The sequence below is a fragment of the Paraburkholderia rhizosphaerae genome, from assembly GCF_004366595.1.
Taxonomy (GTDB): domain Bacteria; phylum Pseudomonadota; class Gammaproteobacteria; order Burkholderiales; family Burkholderiaceae; genus Paraburkholderia; species Paraburkholderia rhizosphaerae.
In genome coordinates this window covers 130306-147270 of record NZ_SORE01000011.1, presented here as the reverse complement: position 1 = coordinate 147270, position 16965 = coordinate 130306, and the positions used below count along the sequence as shown (strand labels likewise).

At 61.1% G+C, this 16965-nt stretch carries 11 protein-coding genes; 6 read left to right on the top strand and 5 right to left on the bottom strand.

What is annotated here, in order from left to right; all coding sequences use genetic code 11:
• The first annotated feature begins 5 nt into the window (after window positions 1-5).
• Together BX592_RS16310 and BX592_RS16305 are read left to right on the top strand one after the other, a co-directional pair.
• Complete coding sequence (locus BX592_RS16310; protein ID WP_134192847.1) at window positions 6-206, top strand: hypothetical protein; 201 nt, start codon at window positions 6-8, stop codon at window positions 204-206.
• Window positions 207-460: 254 nt separating this feature from the next.
• Complete coding sequence (locus BX592_RS16305; protein ID WP_134192846.1) at window positions 461-718, top strand: hypothetical protein; 258 nt, start codon at window positions 461-463, stop codon at window positions 716-718.
• Between the two features lie 191 nt (window positions 719-909).
• Here BX592_RS16305 and BX592_RS16300 read toward each other — a convergent pair whose 3' ends face one another.
• The 3 genes from BX592_RS16300 to BX592_RS16285 form a co-directional block, all read right to left on the bottom strand.
• Window positions 910-1170, bottom strand: a complete 261-nt coding sequence (locus tag BX592_RS16300) for a hypothetical protein (RefSeq protein WP_134192845.1) — start codon at window positions 1168-1170, stop codon at window positions 910-912.
• Between the two features lie 348 nt (window positions 1171-1518).
• The gene (locus tag BX592_RS16295; protein WP_134192844.1) at window positions 1519-1782 is read right to left on the bottom strand and encodes a DUF1488 family protein; all 264 of its coding nucleotides are present in this window, start codon (window positions 1780-1782) and stop codon (window positions 1519-1521) included.
• Window positions 1783-2390: 608 nt separating this feature from the next.
• On the bottom strand, window positions 2391-2708 hold the full coding sequence (locus tag BX592_RS16285) for a hypothetical protein (RefSeq protein WP_134192842.1): 318 nt from the start codon (window positions 2706-2708) through the stop codon (window positions 2391-2393).
• Window positions 2709-3693: 985 nt separating this feature from the next.
• Between BX592_RS16285 and BX592_RS35165 the strand changes: the two genes are divergently transcribed.
• On the top strand, window positions 3694-4056 hold the full coding sequence (locus tag BX592_RS35165; protein ID WP_377681669.1) for a hypothetical protein: 363 nt from the start codon (window positions 3694-3696) through the stop codon (window positions 4054-4056).
• A 515-nt stretch (window positions 4057-4571) separates the two neighbouring features.
• On the opposite strand, the gene BX592_RS16270 is transcribed toward BX592_RS35165, so the two are convergent.
• On the bottom strand, window positions 4572-4802 hold the full coding sequence (locus BX592_RS16270) for a hypothetical protein (protein WP_134192840.1): 231 nt from the start codon (window positions 4800-4802) through the stop codon (window positions 4572-4574).
• Between the two features lie 10 nt (window positions 4803-4812).
• Entirely contained in the window at window positions 4813-5190 is a 378-nt protein-coding gene (locus BX592_RS16265) for a hypothetical protein (protein WP_243849575.1), read from the bottom strand.
• A gap of 349 nt (window positions 5191-5539) precedes the next feature.
• Between BX592_RS16265 and BX592_RS16260 the strand changes: the two genes are divergently transcribed.
• The 3 genes from BX592_RS16260 to BX592_RS16245 all read left to right on the top strand — a co-directional run bounded on the left by BX592_RS16260 (window position 5540) and on the right by BX592_RS16245 (window position 16725).
• Window positions 5540-5773: a hypothetical protein gene (locus tag BX592_RS16260; RefSeq protein WP_134192839.1), complete on the top strand. Its 234-nt coding sequence runs from the start codon at window positions 5540-5542 to the stop codon at window positions 5771-5773.
• A 106-nt stretch (window positions 5774-5879) separates the two neighbouring features.
• Window positions 5880-6887 (top strand): trypsin-like peptidase domain-containing protein, encoded by a 1008-nt coding sequence (locus BX592_RS16255; protein ID WP_134192838.1) that lies wholly within the window; start codon window positions 5880-5882, stop codon window positions 6885-6887.
• 1231 nt (window positions 6888-8118) lie between these two features.
• The gene (locus tag BX592_RS16245; protein WP_134192836.1) at window positions 8119-16725 is read left to right on the top strand and encodes a glycoside hydrolase family 94 protein; all 8607 of its coding nucleotides are present in this window, start codon (window positions 8119-8121) and stop codon (window positions 16723-16725) included.
• Window positions 16726-16965 lie beyond the last annotated feature (240 nt).

Below are 16965 nucleotides of genomic sequence, written 5' to 3'. Positions count from 1 at the left end.
GCATCATGAAGGTTGACCAGGTACATGCGGAAGAGCTGGCAGAAAGCAGGAGGCGCAGAGAGGCTGCACAGAACGCGACGGATGATGGTATGCCGATGGCACCCGAAAGTGATGAGCAAGACGTCGAAGCGATTCCATACAGAAAGCCGAAGCAAGGAATCAGGTCAGCGAGGAAATGGCCAGACGCGGTATGCGACCTCATGTGATCCTGACCGTCCACGAAAACAGAGACGATATCGCCTCGCCCGTAATCGCTGGGAAGCGAGGAACCGGAAAAGCTGGTTCCAGCAGGCCCTGAAGGGCGGCGCGGCATCGTTCCGACGGCGTGTACTCTCACGACAAGCAAGTTCTTCGCACTGCAGTTCAGGTCGCTGGAAGTGAGCTGAGGTTGCTCGTCTCCGGCTATGCACCGACCTGTGCTAAACGCGATAACGCATGACGAGACGCACCGGAGATACATGTGCTTACGATCGCGCAGCAACGTCACAGTCTGACCGTAACTGAGAACCGGATCATTCGGGCGGAACTCAGCATTAGCACGGTGCGTGACATGATTCAGACATCGCTCGTGGGCGGCTCTGACACACTACCGATGCAAGACGTTCTCGCTATGGCAGAGCAGGCACTCAAGGACCTTTTCGAAGTGAGAAAATTCTTGATCGAAAGCATCAAGGGAAAAGAGCGGGACCTGGCCAAGGTCGTTGGATCCTCGAATTAACGCTCATGTCACTCGACCAGGCACGCAGGGATTGCGACCCGTACCATTCCCACACCGTGAAGCTCGAGTGGTATCGGGCGGTGCGCGCTTGCTATCATTCAAGCGACTGAGGCAAGCGCAAATCGGCCGGATGCGCCTGGCCCCCTACGATGCGGCAAACGTTGCAGGCTATCGGAGAGAGAGGGAAGAACTCACTTCAATGGTGAGCTGTTTGTATCGATTGAAGATCCCAAAAGCACGTCAATTGCTGCCTGCCCTGCGACTTCCGCGACCAGGTAAGCCCAGCGCCTGGTAAAGGGGCCATGGCGAAGCTGGATTGCGTTTGCACCGTCGCCGATGATGCCGAAGTTGGTACCGCCTTTAATCTGCATCGTTACCTCGTACATGTCCTCCGCGGAAAGAGTCAATGTGACGTGAATCTCAAACCCTCTATAGGGAATCATCCGATACATCGACAGACTCCGCCGGTTGAAGAATCAAGCCTTGTGCTCGACTCCGGTCCTGATGGTTGTACGCAATCGTGTGCTCGGTTCCCCGATGAGCGGATGCATGGAGGCCATGCAGGTGCCGTCCCCAAATCGAGGTCCCGGCAAATACCCGTTGTGGGTCGGGCGCGAAGCTCCGAAGCATTTCGTGAGTGCAGCAGCGGGGAGCAATATATCGCCATCGCGTACTCAGTTACAAAACCAGCCAAACTGGATGGCAACCCGTCCGGAACGACGTAAGCAGCGACGACTGTCGGCGGCCCGTCCCGCGTCAGCAGAAAGGTGCAGGGGTACAGGTGGCGATAGGCCCTCTGTTCACGAAATTGTGTATCTGGTCGCGGGACCACCCTTATAAAGGGTTCTGGCCAGTCCCAGGATTCGGTCGCGGTTGTGGTCGAAGGTCGCAAGCAGCGCGGACTCGTCAGGACCCATGTCGGGGTTCAGCTTCGTCAACATCGCATCGTCGACCAGAAAGACAACCTCGCGCGCATTGTCATGGCCCCAGAAGCACACACAGTGTCTGGATGCGTCGTAGATGCGACTGGGATTGGGAAAGTTGAGCACGCACTGTTTTTTCATTCACTCACCGGACAGATATATCGCCACTTGGCCGCGTTGACATCGATGCGGGCGTCCATGTCGCGTCGCCTTTGCGCCCGCTCGCCTTCCGCCATTTCCCGTGCCGACTCACGGGCTTTCTGCTCGACGACGTAGTCGCTTTGCCTGACGGCGGGGCTTGAGTACGTCCTGGGTTGCCTGGGCATGGTATTTCCAATGGAAAAATTCAAAATATCAGGGCCGACTCAGCAACCGAATGTCGTTGTCAGCGAGGGGAGAACCTTCTTGAGCGCTCGACAAGCGGACAACGAAGACAGGCAAAACGCGGCCTGAATGAGGCACGAAGCTTTCGGCACGATATCCGCAGTGGTCTCGGTACCGTGAAGGTTGAGGGCGCCGTGCCGACCGGAGCAGTCGGGTCTCAAGGCGTGCACTCTGCGTCTGACGAGAATGCGCCTTTTTCGACGGCAATGCAAGGCAGATCGCAAAGACCTTTCAGTCGACTTCCCCCGCGCAACCGCGCAACGGTCACACACCGCAAGCGTAAGACTATCAATGCGCTGTCTGTGTGAAATGTACCCGCGACGTCAATACGTAATCCGAAATAAAACGGGTGGACCTTCCTGACTCTACGGTCTTGGCCCCTTCATTCCTTCGGCTTCCATGGCCGCATTTCGCTCCTCGCTTGCCCCAATGGGTTCCATAGCCTCGTCAACGGAAGCTGTCGCGCGTTCTGTGGCTGACCTGGTCTCGTTGACAGTGGCGCCAGATTCTCCGTCTTCCTCGCGCGGGGGAACCAGCATGTCATCCAGCATGGCTTCCAGCTCCGGCGTGTCCCATGGCGCTCCGCGCAGTTTCTTCCTCTTTATGTAGTGCCTCACCTCTGCGTCGTGCTCGGAACTCAATGGAAGACCAAGAAAGGTGTTTTGGGGGGTAGCTTCGACCATGGTACTGCTCCAGAATTTTCCCTGCTTCGAGTGTAATCCTGATGTGCTCAAGAAGCTCGAACTATCGGTCAGGGCATCGGCCGACCGCTTAAAGCGGACGTGCCACCAAGATCACCGAGTACAGGGAGAGGAAGCGCATGGCGCAATTTCCGATTGCTACCCGAAATCGTGGTGTTCCTGAAAATCGCAAATGAAGATTTGTTTGCTTGAGGGTCTAACATGTGTCACGTGTCCGGGTGACGGGGTGCTCAGCGTGCGCATCGTGATACCAGGCCATTCATTTTCCCGCATCGGGGCCTGCTCGTCGCGCATCGCGTTCCACGCCTCTGTCGACGTCATCCGTGGTCAGGCTGGGTAGCGTCGCATCTGCGTCCCGATATCCAACATCCGTGCGTGGGATAAAGCTGTGTGTGGGATAAAGCTACGAGTACGATAGATCGGTGAATAAAGACCTTTCATATTGCTATGGGAGGCTAATATGTAAGTGTGGACCCGACGGCAAGGAAGAGTGCCGCGAGTCGATCAATAGACGGTCCTGTATCGTGTTCGCGGTGGTAGTGTGCCTCGCGATATCGGCAGCGGCAGCGTGCAGGCTGGAACATGAGCGCGAGCCGGCCGCCCGTTGGCCAGATACGTCTCCGATCGGGGACCGGATGCGCGATAAGCACTGAATGACTGAGCTATCCGGATTTTGAAAGCGCCAAGGATAACGAGTGACATTTCTTACCGCATAATCGGTCGCCAGGTGTAACTCGGGAACAGATTGGAAAGGGATAGTATGACGCATGCAATGTGGGGCATCGCTTTCGGGCTGGCGCTGATCTTAGCCGTATCACTGCGGAGGTACATGCGCGGCGTCCAGCGGAAACAGGAGATCCGTTGGCTGAACGAACATCACGTATTGAACAGGCTACGCGAGCGTTTGCGATTGTCAGCTGGGAAATGACACCCGCAGGATGCAAGACTGTTTTGAAGGAGGAACAAGATGACCTTGAATTACGCAGGCAGGTCGCACGACGCAGTCGTCGCGGCGAGACATAAGCAGAAGCAAAGGGCGCAGGAACAGGCAGGCGGTGAAATGGCGATCGAGGGGAGTGAGGCCGACGCCGAGCACAGTTGCGGCGAACTGTCCGAACGAGGAAGACATGTATGGCAAAGCGGAAGCGGGATCAACAAATTCGGCGCGTGCGCCAGCGGAGTTCGCGCGCACGGAACCCGGCCAGCCAAGGCAGAGAATCTGCCGCACCCGGGTCGCTTGAGTTTCCCGCGACGGGCCATGCGCAACACCTCGAGGATCGCTTTCACATTGACGTACGGCTTGTTCATCACGATCTCCTCGTTAGTGTAATGCTGCGCAACCCTACTCGCCGTCCCTTACTGGGCCCCAAGATTTGAGATGCACCGGATCGACAAGACTTACTGCTCCTTCCTGGACGAGACTGTTCCTGTCGTCCGCGTTCATCGTAGAATGGAATGCGCTCCCGGTGCCATATCCCATGCCTCCCGTGCCTGCCAAAGTTGCGCACCTACGCAAAGGCCTGCGTGGAACTAGTCAGTTGTGCGAGATTTGTCCGCTTTCCGAGATCCGTCGCGACGACGTCCTTGAGGCACCCGGTGATCAATCAACATGGCAACCATCGTCGCTTTGGTCTTTGAATGGGTGGTGTCGATTTTCATCACCCTTTATTTTGTAGTCGCGGCTGCGACCTGTGGTCTGGTTGTGGCTAGCTACCTGATCAGCCTGATTTCCAGAATCCGACGATAAAAGGGACAATCCCGATCGCACGCGGTCCCAGGATGCCTGCGACTGGCTAAGATAGGTTGTCCAGCGCGGGCCGCGCAAGTTGCACCTCTGGATCGCACTCAAGTCCTATGCGGCCAGCCGTAGCGTCGTTCGAGCCATTCCGTTGCCCAGCCGGTTGCGTAACGGACAGCGTCGTCGCGCAGGTCAAAGCCTGCAAGGTCGCCGCTCATGAAGACATCGGCTTCGCTGCCGTCCGCGGTATGGGCGCTGATGCGTGCATGCGCCATATATTCTCCATCGGCCCTGCGCGGTGTCGGGTCGATGCGGTAATTAGGGAGAATGAGTTGCATGGTATTCGGATCACCTTGTGAAGTCAGCAAAGATCGGGCGTTTGGTCGGCGCAGGGCTGCCTAGTGCATCCCGTTCTGTTTCGATGCTCACGGGCTCGCCCGTGTCCCATTCAAAGAACGCCTCATCCGGCGGGCAGTTGTCGATCATCTGTTCCGCGTAAGTCGTGCATGCGCGCCGCGCGTCTCCCGCGCTTCGATACGCACTTTGTGTAACGAGCCTGAACACGCGGCTGCGCGACGGAACGCGTTCGACTGTCGGCTCCTGAATGCGCACGGCGGCATCGAAGCCTTCCTCGTAGTCGTGCCCACGACCGGATATGGTAGGACGACGGGGAAAGACGAGCGGATAGATTTCCAGGCCGCGATACAGGCGGAATTTGACTGTCATGGGATAACCTCGCGCCGCGCGAGGCGGCAAACAGGAAAAGGAGCGTGGAGCAATATCGGTAGTGCTGACAGAGTGACCGCGTTGCACGGTCTCCGATCACTGACAGATCCCCTTAGGGATCGCCGAAAGCGCTGCTGATGGTCGCCAGGTGCTCCATTGGGCACTTAGTCGACTGCATCCATCCTACGCGCTTTGAAGAGTTTGTATAGCGATATTTCCAGGCTCAACTAGTGCGCGATGGCGCAGTCGGTCAGGCGCAGGCGTGCGCAGACTTAACTGCCTATAATCGAGGCATTGCCGCACAGTCCCGACAAGAGGCGCGTGACTTTACTTCCAGGAGCGCCTCCTCATGTACCGCATCATTCCCTACCGTGGCTTTGAGATCCACGTCACTTTGGTGGCTTCTGCCGAAGACCTTTATGACGTGACTTTCCAGATCAAAGGCGGGGCCAACCTTAGCGTGCTCGGCCATCGAGGTCACCGCATCGAGATTCGTAACGGCCCTTTCACGCGGCGCTGGTCTTATCTCATCGGGGAAAGCGCGGGGCAAGCTGCAATCGACACGCTCCTCGGCCCCGCATGAGGGCTAACCGCGTGGCCTGGCGCCGTTCCTCACATCTGCATAACGAGCGGCTTCCCGATCGTCCTCACCTCCGCGCGAGATACGGACCACAACAGGAGACTCAGCGATGAAAGCCAATTCCGTCGAGCTGTACGTGGGCCCGAATGGCGACACGTGGCTCCTGGGTATCGGAGCTGACGAACTTCCCGTCGTTCACCATGTCCCGAACGCCGCGTCAGGAGGCCGGCCATCCGAGATTTCCGTTGCGACGTTCCTGTCGTCAGGGCAGGCAGGGCCGCAACGCGATGCTCTGCTTCAGTTGATCGGACAGTTCGTCCGTGATCGAGCGAATTTGCCGCCAACTTCTTCCGGGATACGCGCGGCGCTATCCAGGCCGGCCGCGGATGCGCTGCTTCTCACGGGGGCGCGCGTCCGGACCTTCGCGCATACGGACCATCTGACGAATGCCAGCAGTTTCTTTTTCGCGCGTGACGGGCGGCTCTTTCTGGTGACGAGTCGCCACGTCATCAGCGACGAGCCAAGCGGACACTTTCCGGACAGGTTGGAGATCGAGCTTCACATCGATCCCGACGATCTCGGTGCCTCGACGTGGTTCTCCATCCCCTTGTATGCGGAAGGCGTCAGCCTTTGGCGGCAAGGCGAAGACGACGCCGGCTCAATTGACGTGGCGGTGCTCGAGATTCACAGGGATCGGCTGCCGGCGAACGCGGTATTCAGCTCGTTTGGCCCCGAGCACCTGCCCAGGCCGGGGGACGTCGTGCCAGTTGGCGCTTCGGTGCTGGTCGTCGGATTTCCGCTCGGCTTTCACGATTCACTGCACCATCTACCTGTGGTGCGGCAAGGCGTCATAGCATCAGCGTTCGGCCTGCGCTTTCAGGGCAAAGGATGTTTCATTACCGATGCGCGGACGCACCGTGGCACTAGCGGCGCGCCCGTCGTCATGAGCAACGTATCGACCGGACAAGCGACAACCGGCGCGCGCCTGCCATGGATGCTTCTCGGCGTGCATTCGTCTGCCATTGATATGGGCGCGCGAGATTTGCACATTGACGAGACGCTGGGCCTCAACAGTGCCTGGTATTCGGACGTTCTGATGACTCTGACCAGTTTCTGATTGCCGAAGCGGGCGAAATGGAACGCGACGGCAAATGACGTCATGCCGATTATCCGGCAGCCCCGACACGATCGGGGCCGAGTACGAAACCGTAAAGGTGTGGCGATCGACGCTACCGAGGCGATGCGGGGCGCAGGTTCGGCGAATTTTCCGAGCGAAATATAACGGATATGGCAAAGAGGAAACGTGGTCAAATTAGCGGAGCTCAGAATTGGTGGACCTGACGCATTGCTAAGCGTGGGGCTCGACAACGGAAGGCGGAGCGCACCAGATGGATTGCGCAGAATCCACCCTCGAAGTTCACGAGGAGATCGTGATGAACAGGCCATACATCAATGTGGAAGCAATCCTTGAACTGTTTCGCACGACCGTCGAAGAAAGGTCAAGCAGGCCAGCTGCGGAGGCTTCCCTGTGTTGGCTGGCCGGGTTCCTTGCCCGCGAGCGTTCTACGATGAGCGCAGACGACTGGGACGGCCGTGTCAACGTAAGCGCACACCTCTGGCAGGTTTGGGACGTTGCACCGGAAAGACGTTGATGTTGCTGAGGTTCGCGCATGCCGGACCCTGAACGGGCATCGTTGCACCGCATTTCTTCCGCATCTGATCGCCGCCCTGGCCGGCTCGCGCGAGCTGCCTGCTCATCAAATAGATCGCGACGGAACCGGCAAATGCGCGCAGAATGGACAAGGCGGCCGCTTCCGCGGTCGAAGTAACTGGAGAAACACGATGTCAAAGGGTCAATTGCGCGGCAATCGCGAGGCAAAAAAACCGAAACAGCCCAAGAAAATACCGCCTCCTGCAGCGGATCTTTCCGGGACAACCGCTCCGAAGACCTCCGCCAGCTCCCCGACGAAGAAGAAATAACCGGCACTTAACAGACGCAGGTTCAGTCTGCGTCCCGTGATCTTCCGTTTCGTCGCGCACCGCTTGTCCGGTGCCATACGGGTTAGCCTGGGGCCGGCCCATTTTCTCCCTTCCTGTTGACTAGTCGCATAACACTCGCGACACACCGCACGCGTAAAACAAAGCAAAGTCAGGCATACGTCTCCTCTACTGGCGCGGCTGCACCCGTGCCGCCACACGCGCCAGTGCGCCGGAGTTGGTCATGCCGGCAATTCGTGCTCACGTCCACGGATCATCGTAGCGATGGCGTCCGGCAGACCTTTCAACAATATCGCGCGCGGGTTTTGGCTCGTTCGCCGAAGTCACCTAACCGCAGAAAAAAGGCGTCTGTGAACAACACATTGCTTCAGTACACGATACGATTTCGTTCACGCTCACCACCGTGGACAGACACCGCGCCAGTGCGCGATGAACTATTCGGCGTCGAGCGTCTCGAGCAGCACGCGCAGAGCCTCGCCGCGGCCCAGCCGGTGACGAGCAAACCACCCGTCGTGCTGGCTCTGCACACGCGGCTCAACGACAATGCCGCCGTCCTGCTCGCAGCTTACCGCGCGAGTGCCGCAGAACTGGAGAGCGGCCGGGGCGTGGAGCCTGCGGCCGAATGGCTGCTCGACAACTATCACCTCGTCGAGCAACAGATCCGCGAGATTCGCGACGACCTGCCGCCAGGCTACTACCGTCAGTTGCCCAAGCTCGCCGAGGGTCCGTTCGCCGGCTATCCGCGCGTATTCGGCCTTGCGTGGGCATTCGTTGCCCATACTGACAGTCACTTCGACCCGCAGGTGCTGCGGCGTTTCATCGACGCCTACCAACGGATTCAGCCGCTGACGATCGGCGAATTGTGGGCGGTGGCGATCACGCTGCGCATCGTGCTGATCGAAAACCTGCGACGTCTCGCCGACCAGATGACCGCGGGCCGCACCGCACATGCGGATGCCGACGCGCTCACCGAGCGTCTGCTCGAATCGGGCAGCGCGCGTTCCGCACTGGAAGCGGATATCGCTACACGTTCGCCGGGCGCGTTGTCGGAGCCGTTTGCTGCGCAACTCGCTAAACGGCTGCGTGATCAGGATCCGCGTACCACGCCGGCGCTCGGCTGGCTGGAAGAGCGGCTGAAACGCCAGGATCTTTCCGTCGATGAGGTCGTGCAGCGCGCGCAGCAACACCAGGGTGCATCGAACGTCACGGTGCGCAATGTGATTACCAGCATTCGCCTGATTTCCGACATCGACTGGACAGAACTGTTCGAGAGTATGAGCCTTGTCGATGCGCGGCTGCGCGCAGGCAGCGCATTCGGCACGATGGATTTCCCGACGCGCAACCTGTACCGCAGCGCGATCGAGCAACTGGCGCGCGGTTCATCCGCGAATGAACTCGAAGTGGCAGATCTCGCGCTGCAGTCGGCGCAAGCGGCGATTGCAGCGGCGGGCGATACGGTACGTGCGGGACGTGCTGGGGAGCCTGGCTACCATCTGATCGCCGAGGGCCGGCGCGCGCTCGAGTCCACATTGAAATTTCGACCGCCGCCGCGTCTGAAGATCACGCGATTCAGTGTCCGTCTCGGCATCGGCGGCTATGTCGGCGCGATCCTGGCGGCTGCCACGATGCTGATGGCACTGGACTTGTGGGCGATGTGGACGCTTTGGACCGCACCACCGCAAGGCACCGACGCGTGGCTACTCGCATTGTTTGCCGTATGCGCATTCCTGCCTGCCACGGAGGTCGCAACGGCGTTCGTCAATCGCGCGGTGACATCGGGTTTCGGCGCAGTCACGTTACCCGGGCTCGAACTGACGGCGGGCGTGCCGTCGTCGCTGCGCACGCTGGTCGCCGTGCCGACGCTTCTGACCAGCGAGGCCGAGTTGCGCGAGCAGATCGAACGCCTCGAGGTGCATCATCTCGCGGGCGCTGGCGGCGACCTGTCGTTCGCGTTGCTGGCTGACGGGCTCGATGCCGATGAGGAAGTGCTGCCCGGCGATGCGCCTCTGCTAGCCGTCGCTGCCGACGCCATCGAAGCACTGAACCGCCGGCACGGACAAGGCCCCGGCGGCAGCCGTTTCCTGTTGCTGTACCGCCGTCGCGTGTACAACGCGAGCGAGAACAAATGGATGGGCTGGGAACGCAAACGCGGCAAGCTGCACGAACTCAACCGGCTGCTGCGTGGCGCGACCGATACGAATTTTGTGCCGATCGCAGGGCGGGCACCGCAGGTGCCATCGGGCGTACGGTACGTCATCACGCTCGATGCCGACACGCGTCTGCCACGCGATGCCGCGCTGCGCCTGATCGGCAAGATGGCGCATCCGCTGAACCGGCCGCAATTCAGCGACATCGAACAGCGTGTGGTTAACGGCTATGCGATCCTGCAGCCGCGCGTGACGCCATCGCTGCCCGTTGGCCAGGAGGGGTCGCTCTATCAGCGTGTGTTCTCCGGCCCAGGCGGGATGGACCCCTACGCAGCGGCCGTATCCGACGTCTATCAGGACCTCTTCGGCGAGGGTTCGTTTACCGGTAAAGGCATCTACGACGTCGATGCATTCGAAGCGTCGTTGCGCGGCCGAGTGCCGGAAAACGCACTGCTCAGTCACGATCTGTTCGAAGGCATTTTTGCGCGCGCGGGCCTCGCATCCGATGTCGAGGTAGTCGAGGAAGTGCCGTCGCGTTACGACGTCACGTCAAAACGCCAGCATCGCTGGACGCGTGGCGACTGGCAGTTGCTGCCGTGGATCGTCGGGCATCGGGGCCGCGTGCGGCCGGCGATGCCATCCATCGGCCGCTTCAAGATGCTCGACAATCTGCGCCGCTCGCTACTCGCCCCCACAATGGTCGCCGCGTTCGCGCTGTGCTGGTTGATGCCCGTCCGCGCCAGTCTTGCGGGAATCCTGGCGTTGTCAGGCGCGCTCGCCATTCCCGCGTTTCTGCCGACGCTATTCGCGATCATGCCGCCGCGTGCCGGGATCCGCCTGCGCAATCACTTCCGCGCCCTCGCTGCCGACGTGCGGCTTGCTACCTTGCAAATCTTTTTGTCGGTCGCATTCGTCGCCGATCAGGCATGGCGCATGGTCGATGCGATCGTCCGGACGCTTGTGCGCCTGTTCATCACGCGTCGCCGTTTGCTCGAATGGACGACGGCGGCACAGTCCAAGGCCAGCCCGCGTCTGGATCTGAGCGGCTTTTATCGACAGATGAGCGGCGGTATCACGCTTGTACTTGTGTTGTGCGCCGGTGCGCTCACCTTTGAGCCGGCACATTGGCCGCTCGTATTGCCGTTCGTCTTGCTGTGGCTGGCCGCGCCGGCGCTGGCACTGTGGTCGAGCCGTTCGCCAGCGGTCGCGGGGCGATTTGCGATGTCTGACGAAGACGCCCAGCACCTGCGCCTGATCGCGCGGCGTACCTGGCGCTTCTTCGAGACCTTTGTGACGCCGCTCGAAAACATGCTGCCACCGGACAATTTCCAGGAAGACCCGAAGCCGGTCGTCGCGCAGCGCACCTCGCCGACCAACCTCGGGCTGTATCTGCTGTCGGCGGTTGTCGCTCGAGATTTCGGCTGGGCGGGGACGGTGGAAACCACCGATCGCATTGAAGCCGCATTTGTCTCGATGCAGAAACTTCCGCGTTTCAGGGGCCATTTCTACAACTGGTACGACACGCGGGACCTGCGGGCCCTGGCGCCCGTGTATGTATCGTCAGTCGATAGCGGCAATCTCGCCGGCCATCTGATCGCGCTCGCCAACGCGTGCGAGGAGTGGCTGCAAGCGCCGCTTGCGTCGGCTGCCAGATCCGGAATACGCGACCACCTGCAACTCGCGCGCGAGGCGGTCGACGCGCTGCCAGCGGCAAACGCGGAGCATGGCAAACAGCTCGTCGAAATTTTCGAGGAAATCGATGCGCACCTGCGTGGCCCGCAGATGCTTGAGGCGTTGTCGCCGTCGCTGATCCGGCTAACGAGGAAAGCCGCGCAGACGACGCGCGCGATCATGCCGGCCGGCGGCGACGACAGTTATGCCGATCTGATGTTCTGGATCGAGGCCTTGCATCGCAGTGTGAGCGAACACAGTCGCGACCGGCAGCAACTTGGCGCCGTGCCGCAGCTTTTGCAAGCACGTCTGCGCTCGCTTGCCGACACGTCGCGCGAGATGGCGCTCGGTATGGACTTCTCGTTTCTGCTCGATCAGGATCGCAAGCTGCTGTCGATCGGCTATTCGCAAGCGGATAACAGCCTCGATACGAGCTGCTACGACCTGCTCGCGTCCGAAGCGCGGCTAGCGAGCCTGTTTGCCATCGCCAAGGCAGACGTGACGACGCGTCACTGGTTTCGCCTCGGTCGCGCCGCGACGCCGGTCGGCAACGGTTCTGCGCTGATTTCGTGGTCGGGGTCGATGTTCGAGTATCTGATGCCGTCGCTGGTGATGCGCGCGCCGGTCGGCAGTCTGCTTGAACAGACCAGCCGACTGGTCGTGGAACGGCAGATGTCGTACGCGCGGTCGCTCGGCATGCCATGGGGCATCTCGGAGTCCGCGTATCAGGCTCGCGACATCGAGTTCAACTATCAGTATTCGAACTTTGGCGTACCCGGCCTCGGCCTGAAACGCGGCCTTTCCGAAAACCGGGTCATCGCACCTTATGCGACGGGTCTGGCGACCATGGTCGCCCCGCAGGCCGCCCTCGAAAACTACGCGCAACTCGCGAAGCTGGGCGCGATGGGCCGCTACGGCTTTTACGAAGCCCTTGATTTTACCCGTGCCCGTCTGCCCGACGCGCAGCACTTCGCGATCGTCCGCAGTTTCATGGCTCACCATCAGGGCATGACGATCGTTGCAATCGCAAATACCTTGCTCGATGCAGTGATGCGAGCGCGCTTTCATCGCGAGCCGATGATCCGGGCGAGCGAACTGCTGCTGCAGGAACGCATGCCGCGCGACGTCGCAGTGGCCCATCCGCGCGCCGAGGAAGTGAGTACGTCCGCAGCGGACGCCGGCACGATGCTGCCGACGGTACGTCGCGTCGCCGAAACGACGGCGGCCAGCGGGCCGCCGATTACGCATCTGCTGTCTAATGGACGGTATGTGGTGATGCTCACCGCCACCGGCGCCGGTTACAGCCGCTGGCGTGAACTCGCGATCACGCGCTGGCGCGAAGACGCAACCCGCGATCACTGGGGCTCGTTTATCTACCTGCGCGATACGCTGGGCACCCAGATATGGTCTGCCAGCGCGCAACCGTGCGCTGCCGAAGCCGAATACGGCGACGTCGTGTTCGGCGAAGATCATGCGGAATTTACCCGTCGCGACGGATCGCTGACCACGACCATGGACGTGCTGGTTTCCGGCGAAGCGGACGGCGAAGTTCGGCGTGTCTCGCTCGCGAACAGCGGGCGCAGCGCGTATGAAATCGAACTGACCTCATACGCCGAACTCGCACTGGCCACGCCAGCTGCCGACAACGCCCATCCGGCATTTTCGCGGATGTTCGTGCAGACCGAGCATCTTGCCGAATTCGAAGCGCTGGTGGCGACGCGGCGTCCGCGCTCGCATGACGAGGCTCAGGTCTGGGCCGCGCATTTCGCCGTGGTCGAGGGCGAGATCGTCGCCGAACCGCAGTACGAAACGGATCGGCTGCACTTTCTGGGCCGCGGGGGCAATACCCGCACGGCCAAGTCGATCGTTAGCGACCGTCCGCTCTCCAACACCACAGGTACGGTGCTCGATCCGGTCTTCTCGCTGCGCTATCGCGTGCGGGTACCGCCCGGCAAGGTGGTGCGCGTCACGTTCTGGACCGTGGTGGCCGAATCGCGCACACAGCTGCTCGATCTCATCGACCAGCATCACGACCGCAACGCGTTCGATCGCGCCAAAACCCTCGCGTGGACGCAAGCTCAGGTGCAATTGCGCTACCTCGACGTGGAGGTCGAAGAGGCGGCGGACTTTCAGCGGCTCGCGGCGCCGATCCTGTATGCCGACGCGCGCTTCAGGGCGACGCCCGACGCCATCGTGCGCGGCGCCGGCCCGCAGTCGGCGTTGTGGCCGCACGGAATTTCGGGGGACCTGCCGATCGTGCTGCTGCGCATCGGCGATGTCGACGATATCGCGCAGGTCCGGCAGCTATTGAAGGCACACGAATACTGGCGCATGAAGCGGCTGGCGGTCGATCTCGTGATCGTCAACGAGCGGGGTTCGTCGTATATCCAGGAGTTGCAGGGGACGATTGAAACTGCGGTGCGCAGCAGCCAGTCGCGGCCGCGCTTTGACGGCGAACTCGCGCAGGGTTCGATCTACGTGCTGCGTGCCGACCTGATGAGCGTCGAGACCAGAGCGCTGCTGCTATCGGCCGCGCGTATTGCGCTGCTGGCGCGCCGCGGCGCCATCGCTGCCCAGCTTGGTTACCTGACGCAAATGCCGGCACGCTCACCCGCGCCTCGCCGGCAAAAAACAGCGTGGTTTTCGCCGTGGCAGGAGCACTCTGACGCGTCCGCAGTGCCGACGCTGACTGCAGGTCTTGAGTTTTTTAATGGCCTGGGCGGCTTTGCCCGCAACGGCCATGAATACGTGACGGTGCTCACTGGACAGACCAGCACACCGGCACCATGGATCAATGTGATTGCCAACGGCGGTTTCGGCTTCCAGGTCGCTGCGGAAGGCACCGGTTATACGTGGGCGGACAGCAGCCGGGAAAATCAGCTCACGCCATGGTCGAACGATCCCGTCGAAGACCCTGCTGGCGAAGCCATTTACGTGCGCGATGAAAGCACCGGCGACGTATGGACGCCCACTGCACAGCCGATTCGCGACGGCGGCGTGTACGTCGCGCGTCACGGGTACGGCTACAGCCGCTTCGAGCACGAAGCGAACGGCATTGCACTCGGCTTGCTGCAATACGTGCCGCTGGCCGATCCGTTAAAGATTACCCGGCTGACATTGCGCAATCTGTCGGGTCGCAGACGGCGGCTATCGGTCACGGCGTGGCTCGAATGGGTGCTCGGTACCTCGCGAGGCGCGTCGGCACCGTTCGTCATGACGGAAATCGACTCGCTCACGAGAGCCATGCTGGCGCGCAATCCCTGGAGTACCGCATTCGGCACGCGTGTCGCATTTGCTGACCTGAGCGGCCGGCAAACGGCATGGACGGCCAATCGCACTGAGTTCCTCGGCCGCCACGGCGACGCGGCCGCGCCTGCGGCATTGACCGGCAATGCGTCCCTGTCCGGCGCGACCGGTGCAGGGCTCGACCCATGCGCGGCACTACAGACTTTTGTCGAGCTGGAACCACAGGAGACGGTCGAAGTGGTCGCGTTCGTCGGCCAATGCGCGAGCGTCGCCGAAGCACGGGCGCTGATCGAGCGTTATCGCACCGCGAACCTCGATACGGTGCTAGCCGATGTGACACGTCATTGGCAGAACGTGCTGGGTGCCGTACAGGTCAAGACGCCAGATCGCGCGATGGACCTGATGCTCAACGGCTGGCTGCTGTACCAGACGCTCTCCTGCCGGATCGAAGCGCGCTCGGCGTTCTACCAGGCAAGCGGCGCGTACGGATTCCGCGACCAGTTGCAGGACATGATGGCGCTGACGCACGTGCGGCCCGACGAAACTCGGCGGCACCTGCTGCGTGCCGCGTCGCGGCAGTTCGTCGAAGGCGACTTTCAGCATTGGTGGCTGCCACACTCGGGACAAGGTGTGCGCACGCGGATCTCCGACGACCGCCTGTGGCTCGCTTACGCCGCGGCGACGTACATTGGCTGCACAGGCGATCGCGCGGTGCTGGAGGAGGTCGTGCCCTTCCTCGACGGTCCGCAGTTGCAACCCGGCGAGCACGACACTTTCTTCCAGCCCATGCTAGCCGAGGAATCTGCTTCTTTATTCGAACATTGCGCACGTGGCCTTGATCAATGTATCGAATTGACTGGCGCGCACGGCTTGCCGCTCATCGGCACGGGTGACTGGAACGACGGGATGAACCGCATCGGCGCAAACGGCAAGGGAGAAAGCGTCTGGCTCGGCTGGCTGCTGTTGCGCACCATCGAGCTGTTCGCGCCATTCGCCCAATGCCGCGATTCAGCGCGCGGCGAGCGCTGGCGCGTGCATGCGGTGTCGGTGCGCGACGCACTGGAGCGTGACGCATGGGATAGCGAATGGTACCGCCGTGCAACTTTCGACGACGGCAGCTGGGTCGGATCGAACACCAACGACGAATGCCGGATCGATTCGATTGCCCAGTCTTGGGCCGTACTGTCAGGCGCAGCCGAACCACAGCGTGCACAGCTTGCGATGGCCGCGCTGGACAAACACCTGATCCGTCCGGATGACGGCATTGCGTTGCTGTTCACGCCGCCGTTCGACAAGTCATTGCACGATCCCGGCTATATCAAGGGCTACCCGCCGGGGCTGCGCGAGAACGGTGGCCAGTATAGCCATGCGGCGATGTGGGCGATCTTCGCGTTCGCTAAACTCCACGACGGTAACCGGGCTGCCGGTTTGTTTTCGCTGCTCAACCCGGTTAATCACGCGCGTACACCGATCGAGACCGAACGCTACAAGGTCGAGCCCTACGTGGTCGCGGCCGATGTCTATTCAGTCGCACCGCATGTCGGACGCGGCGGCTGGACGTGGTACACGGGGTCGGCCGGATGGATGTACCGGGCTGGAGTCGAGGGCATTCTGGGGATTCGCAGGGAAGGCGATTTTCTGGTAGTGAATCCGTGTATTCCAGATTCGTGGCCGGGTTTTGAAGCGACGGTCTATGTGCATTCAACGCGCTACGAAATCCGTGTCGAATCTGCGCCAGAGCATCGTGCGATGCGTATTGTGCTCGACAGTCAACCTATCGATTGCAGCGGCGAAGGCGTGTACGTGCCACTTGATGCCGGCTCGCATAGGCTGTCGATTACATTGTGCCGGGGTCACACCGAGAAAATCGACTCTCCGGAGCCGGCCCCGTAAAGTGCTCCGGGCCGTGCGCATGATAGACAACACCGGCCGTTTCTCGCCCGCACAGCAACCGATGGCTGATCGCCGCCGGGCCATGCCTGCGTTCACTTTGTACTGCTCCCACATTAATCAGCGGCGACTTCGATGCCCGGCTATTGGGCCGCCGCCGACGGCAACGGGGAAATCCTGACAAGCGCGGACCAGATTGGGAAGGTAAAGAGCGCACGGCTTGGCGTCTGAAACACCTGAGGT

Bases quoted from the DNA above. Each gene is read 5' to 3' on its own strand.
- BX592_RS16310 (WP_134192847.1), top strand. From the start codon at position 6: ATGAAGGTTGACCAGGTACATGCGGAAGAGCTGGCAGAAAGCAGGAGG.
- BX592_RS16300 (WP_134192845.1), bottom strand. From the start codon at position 1,170: ATGTATCGGATGATTCCCTATAGAGGGTTTGAGATTCACGTCACATTG.
- BX592_RS16295 (WP_134192844.1), bottom strand. From the start codon at position 1,782: ATGAAAAAACAGTGCGTGCTCAACTTTCCCAATCCCAGTCGCATCTAC.
- BX592_RS16285 (WP_134192842.1), bottom strand. From the start codon at position 2,708: ATGGTCGAAGCTACCCCCCAAAACACCTTTCTTGGTCTTCCATTGAGT.
- BX592_RS35165 (WP_377681669.1), top strand. From the start codon at position 3,694: ATGACCTTGAATTACGCAGGCAGGTCGCACGACGCAGTCGTCGCGGCG.
- BX592_RS16270 (WP_134192840.1), bottom strand. From the start codon at position 4,802: ATGCAACTCATTCTCCCTAATTACCGCATCGACCCGACACCGCGCAGG.
- BX592_RS16265 (WP_243849575.1), bottom strand. From the start codon at position 5,190: ATGACAGTCAAATTCCGCCTGTATCGCGGCCTGGAAATCTATCCGCTC.
- BX592_RS16260 (WP_134192839.1), top strand. From the start codon at position 5,540: ATGTACCGCATCATTCCCTACCGTGGCTTTGAGATCCACGTCACTTTG.
- BX592_RS16255 (WP_134192838.1), top strand. From the start codon at position 5,880: ATGAAAGCCAATTCCGTCGAGCTGTACGTGGGCCCGAATGGCGACACG.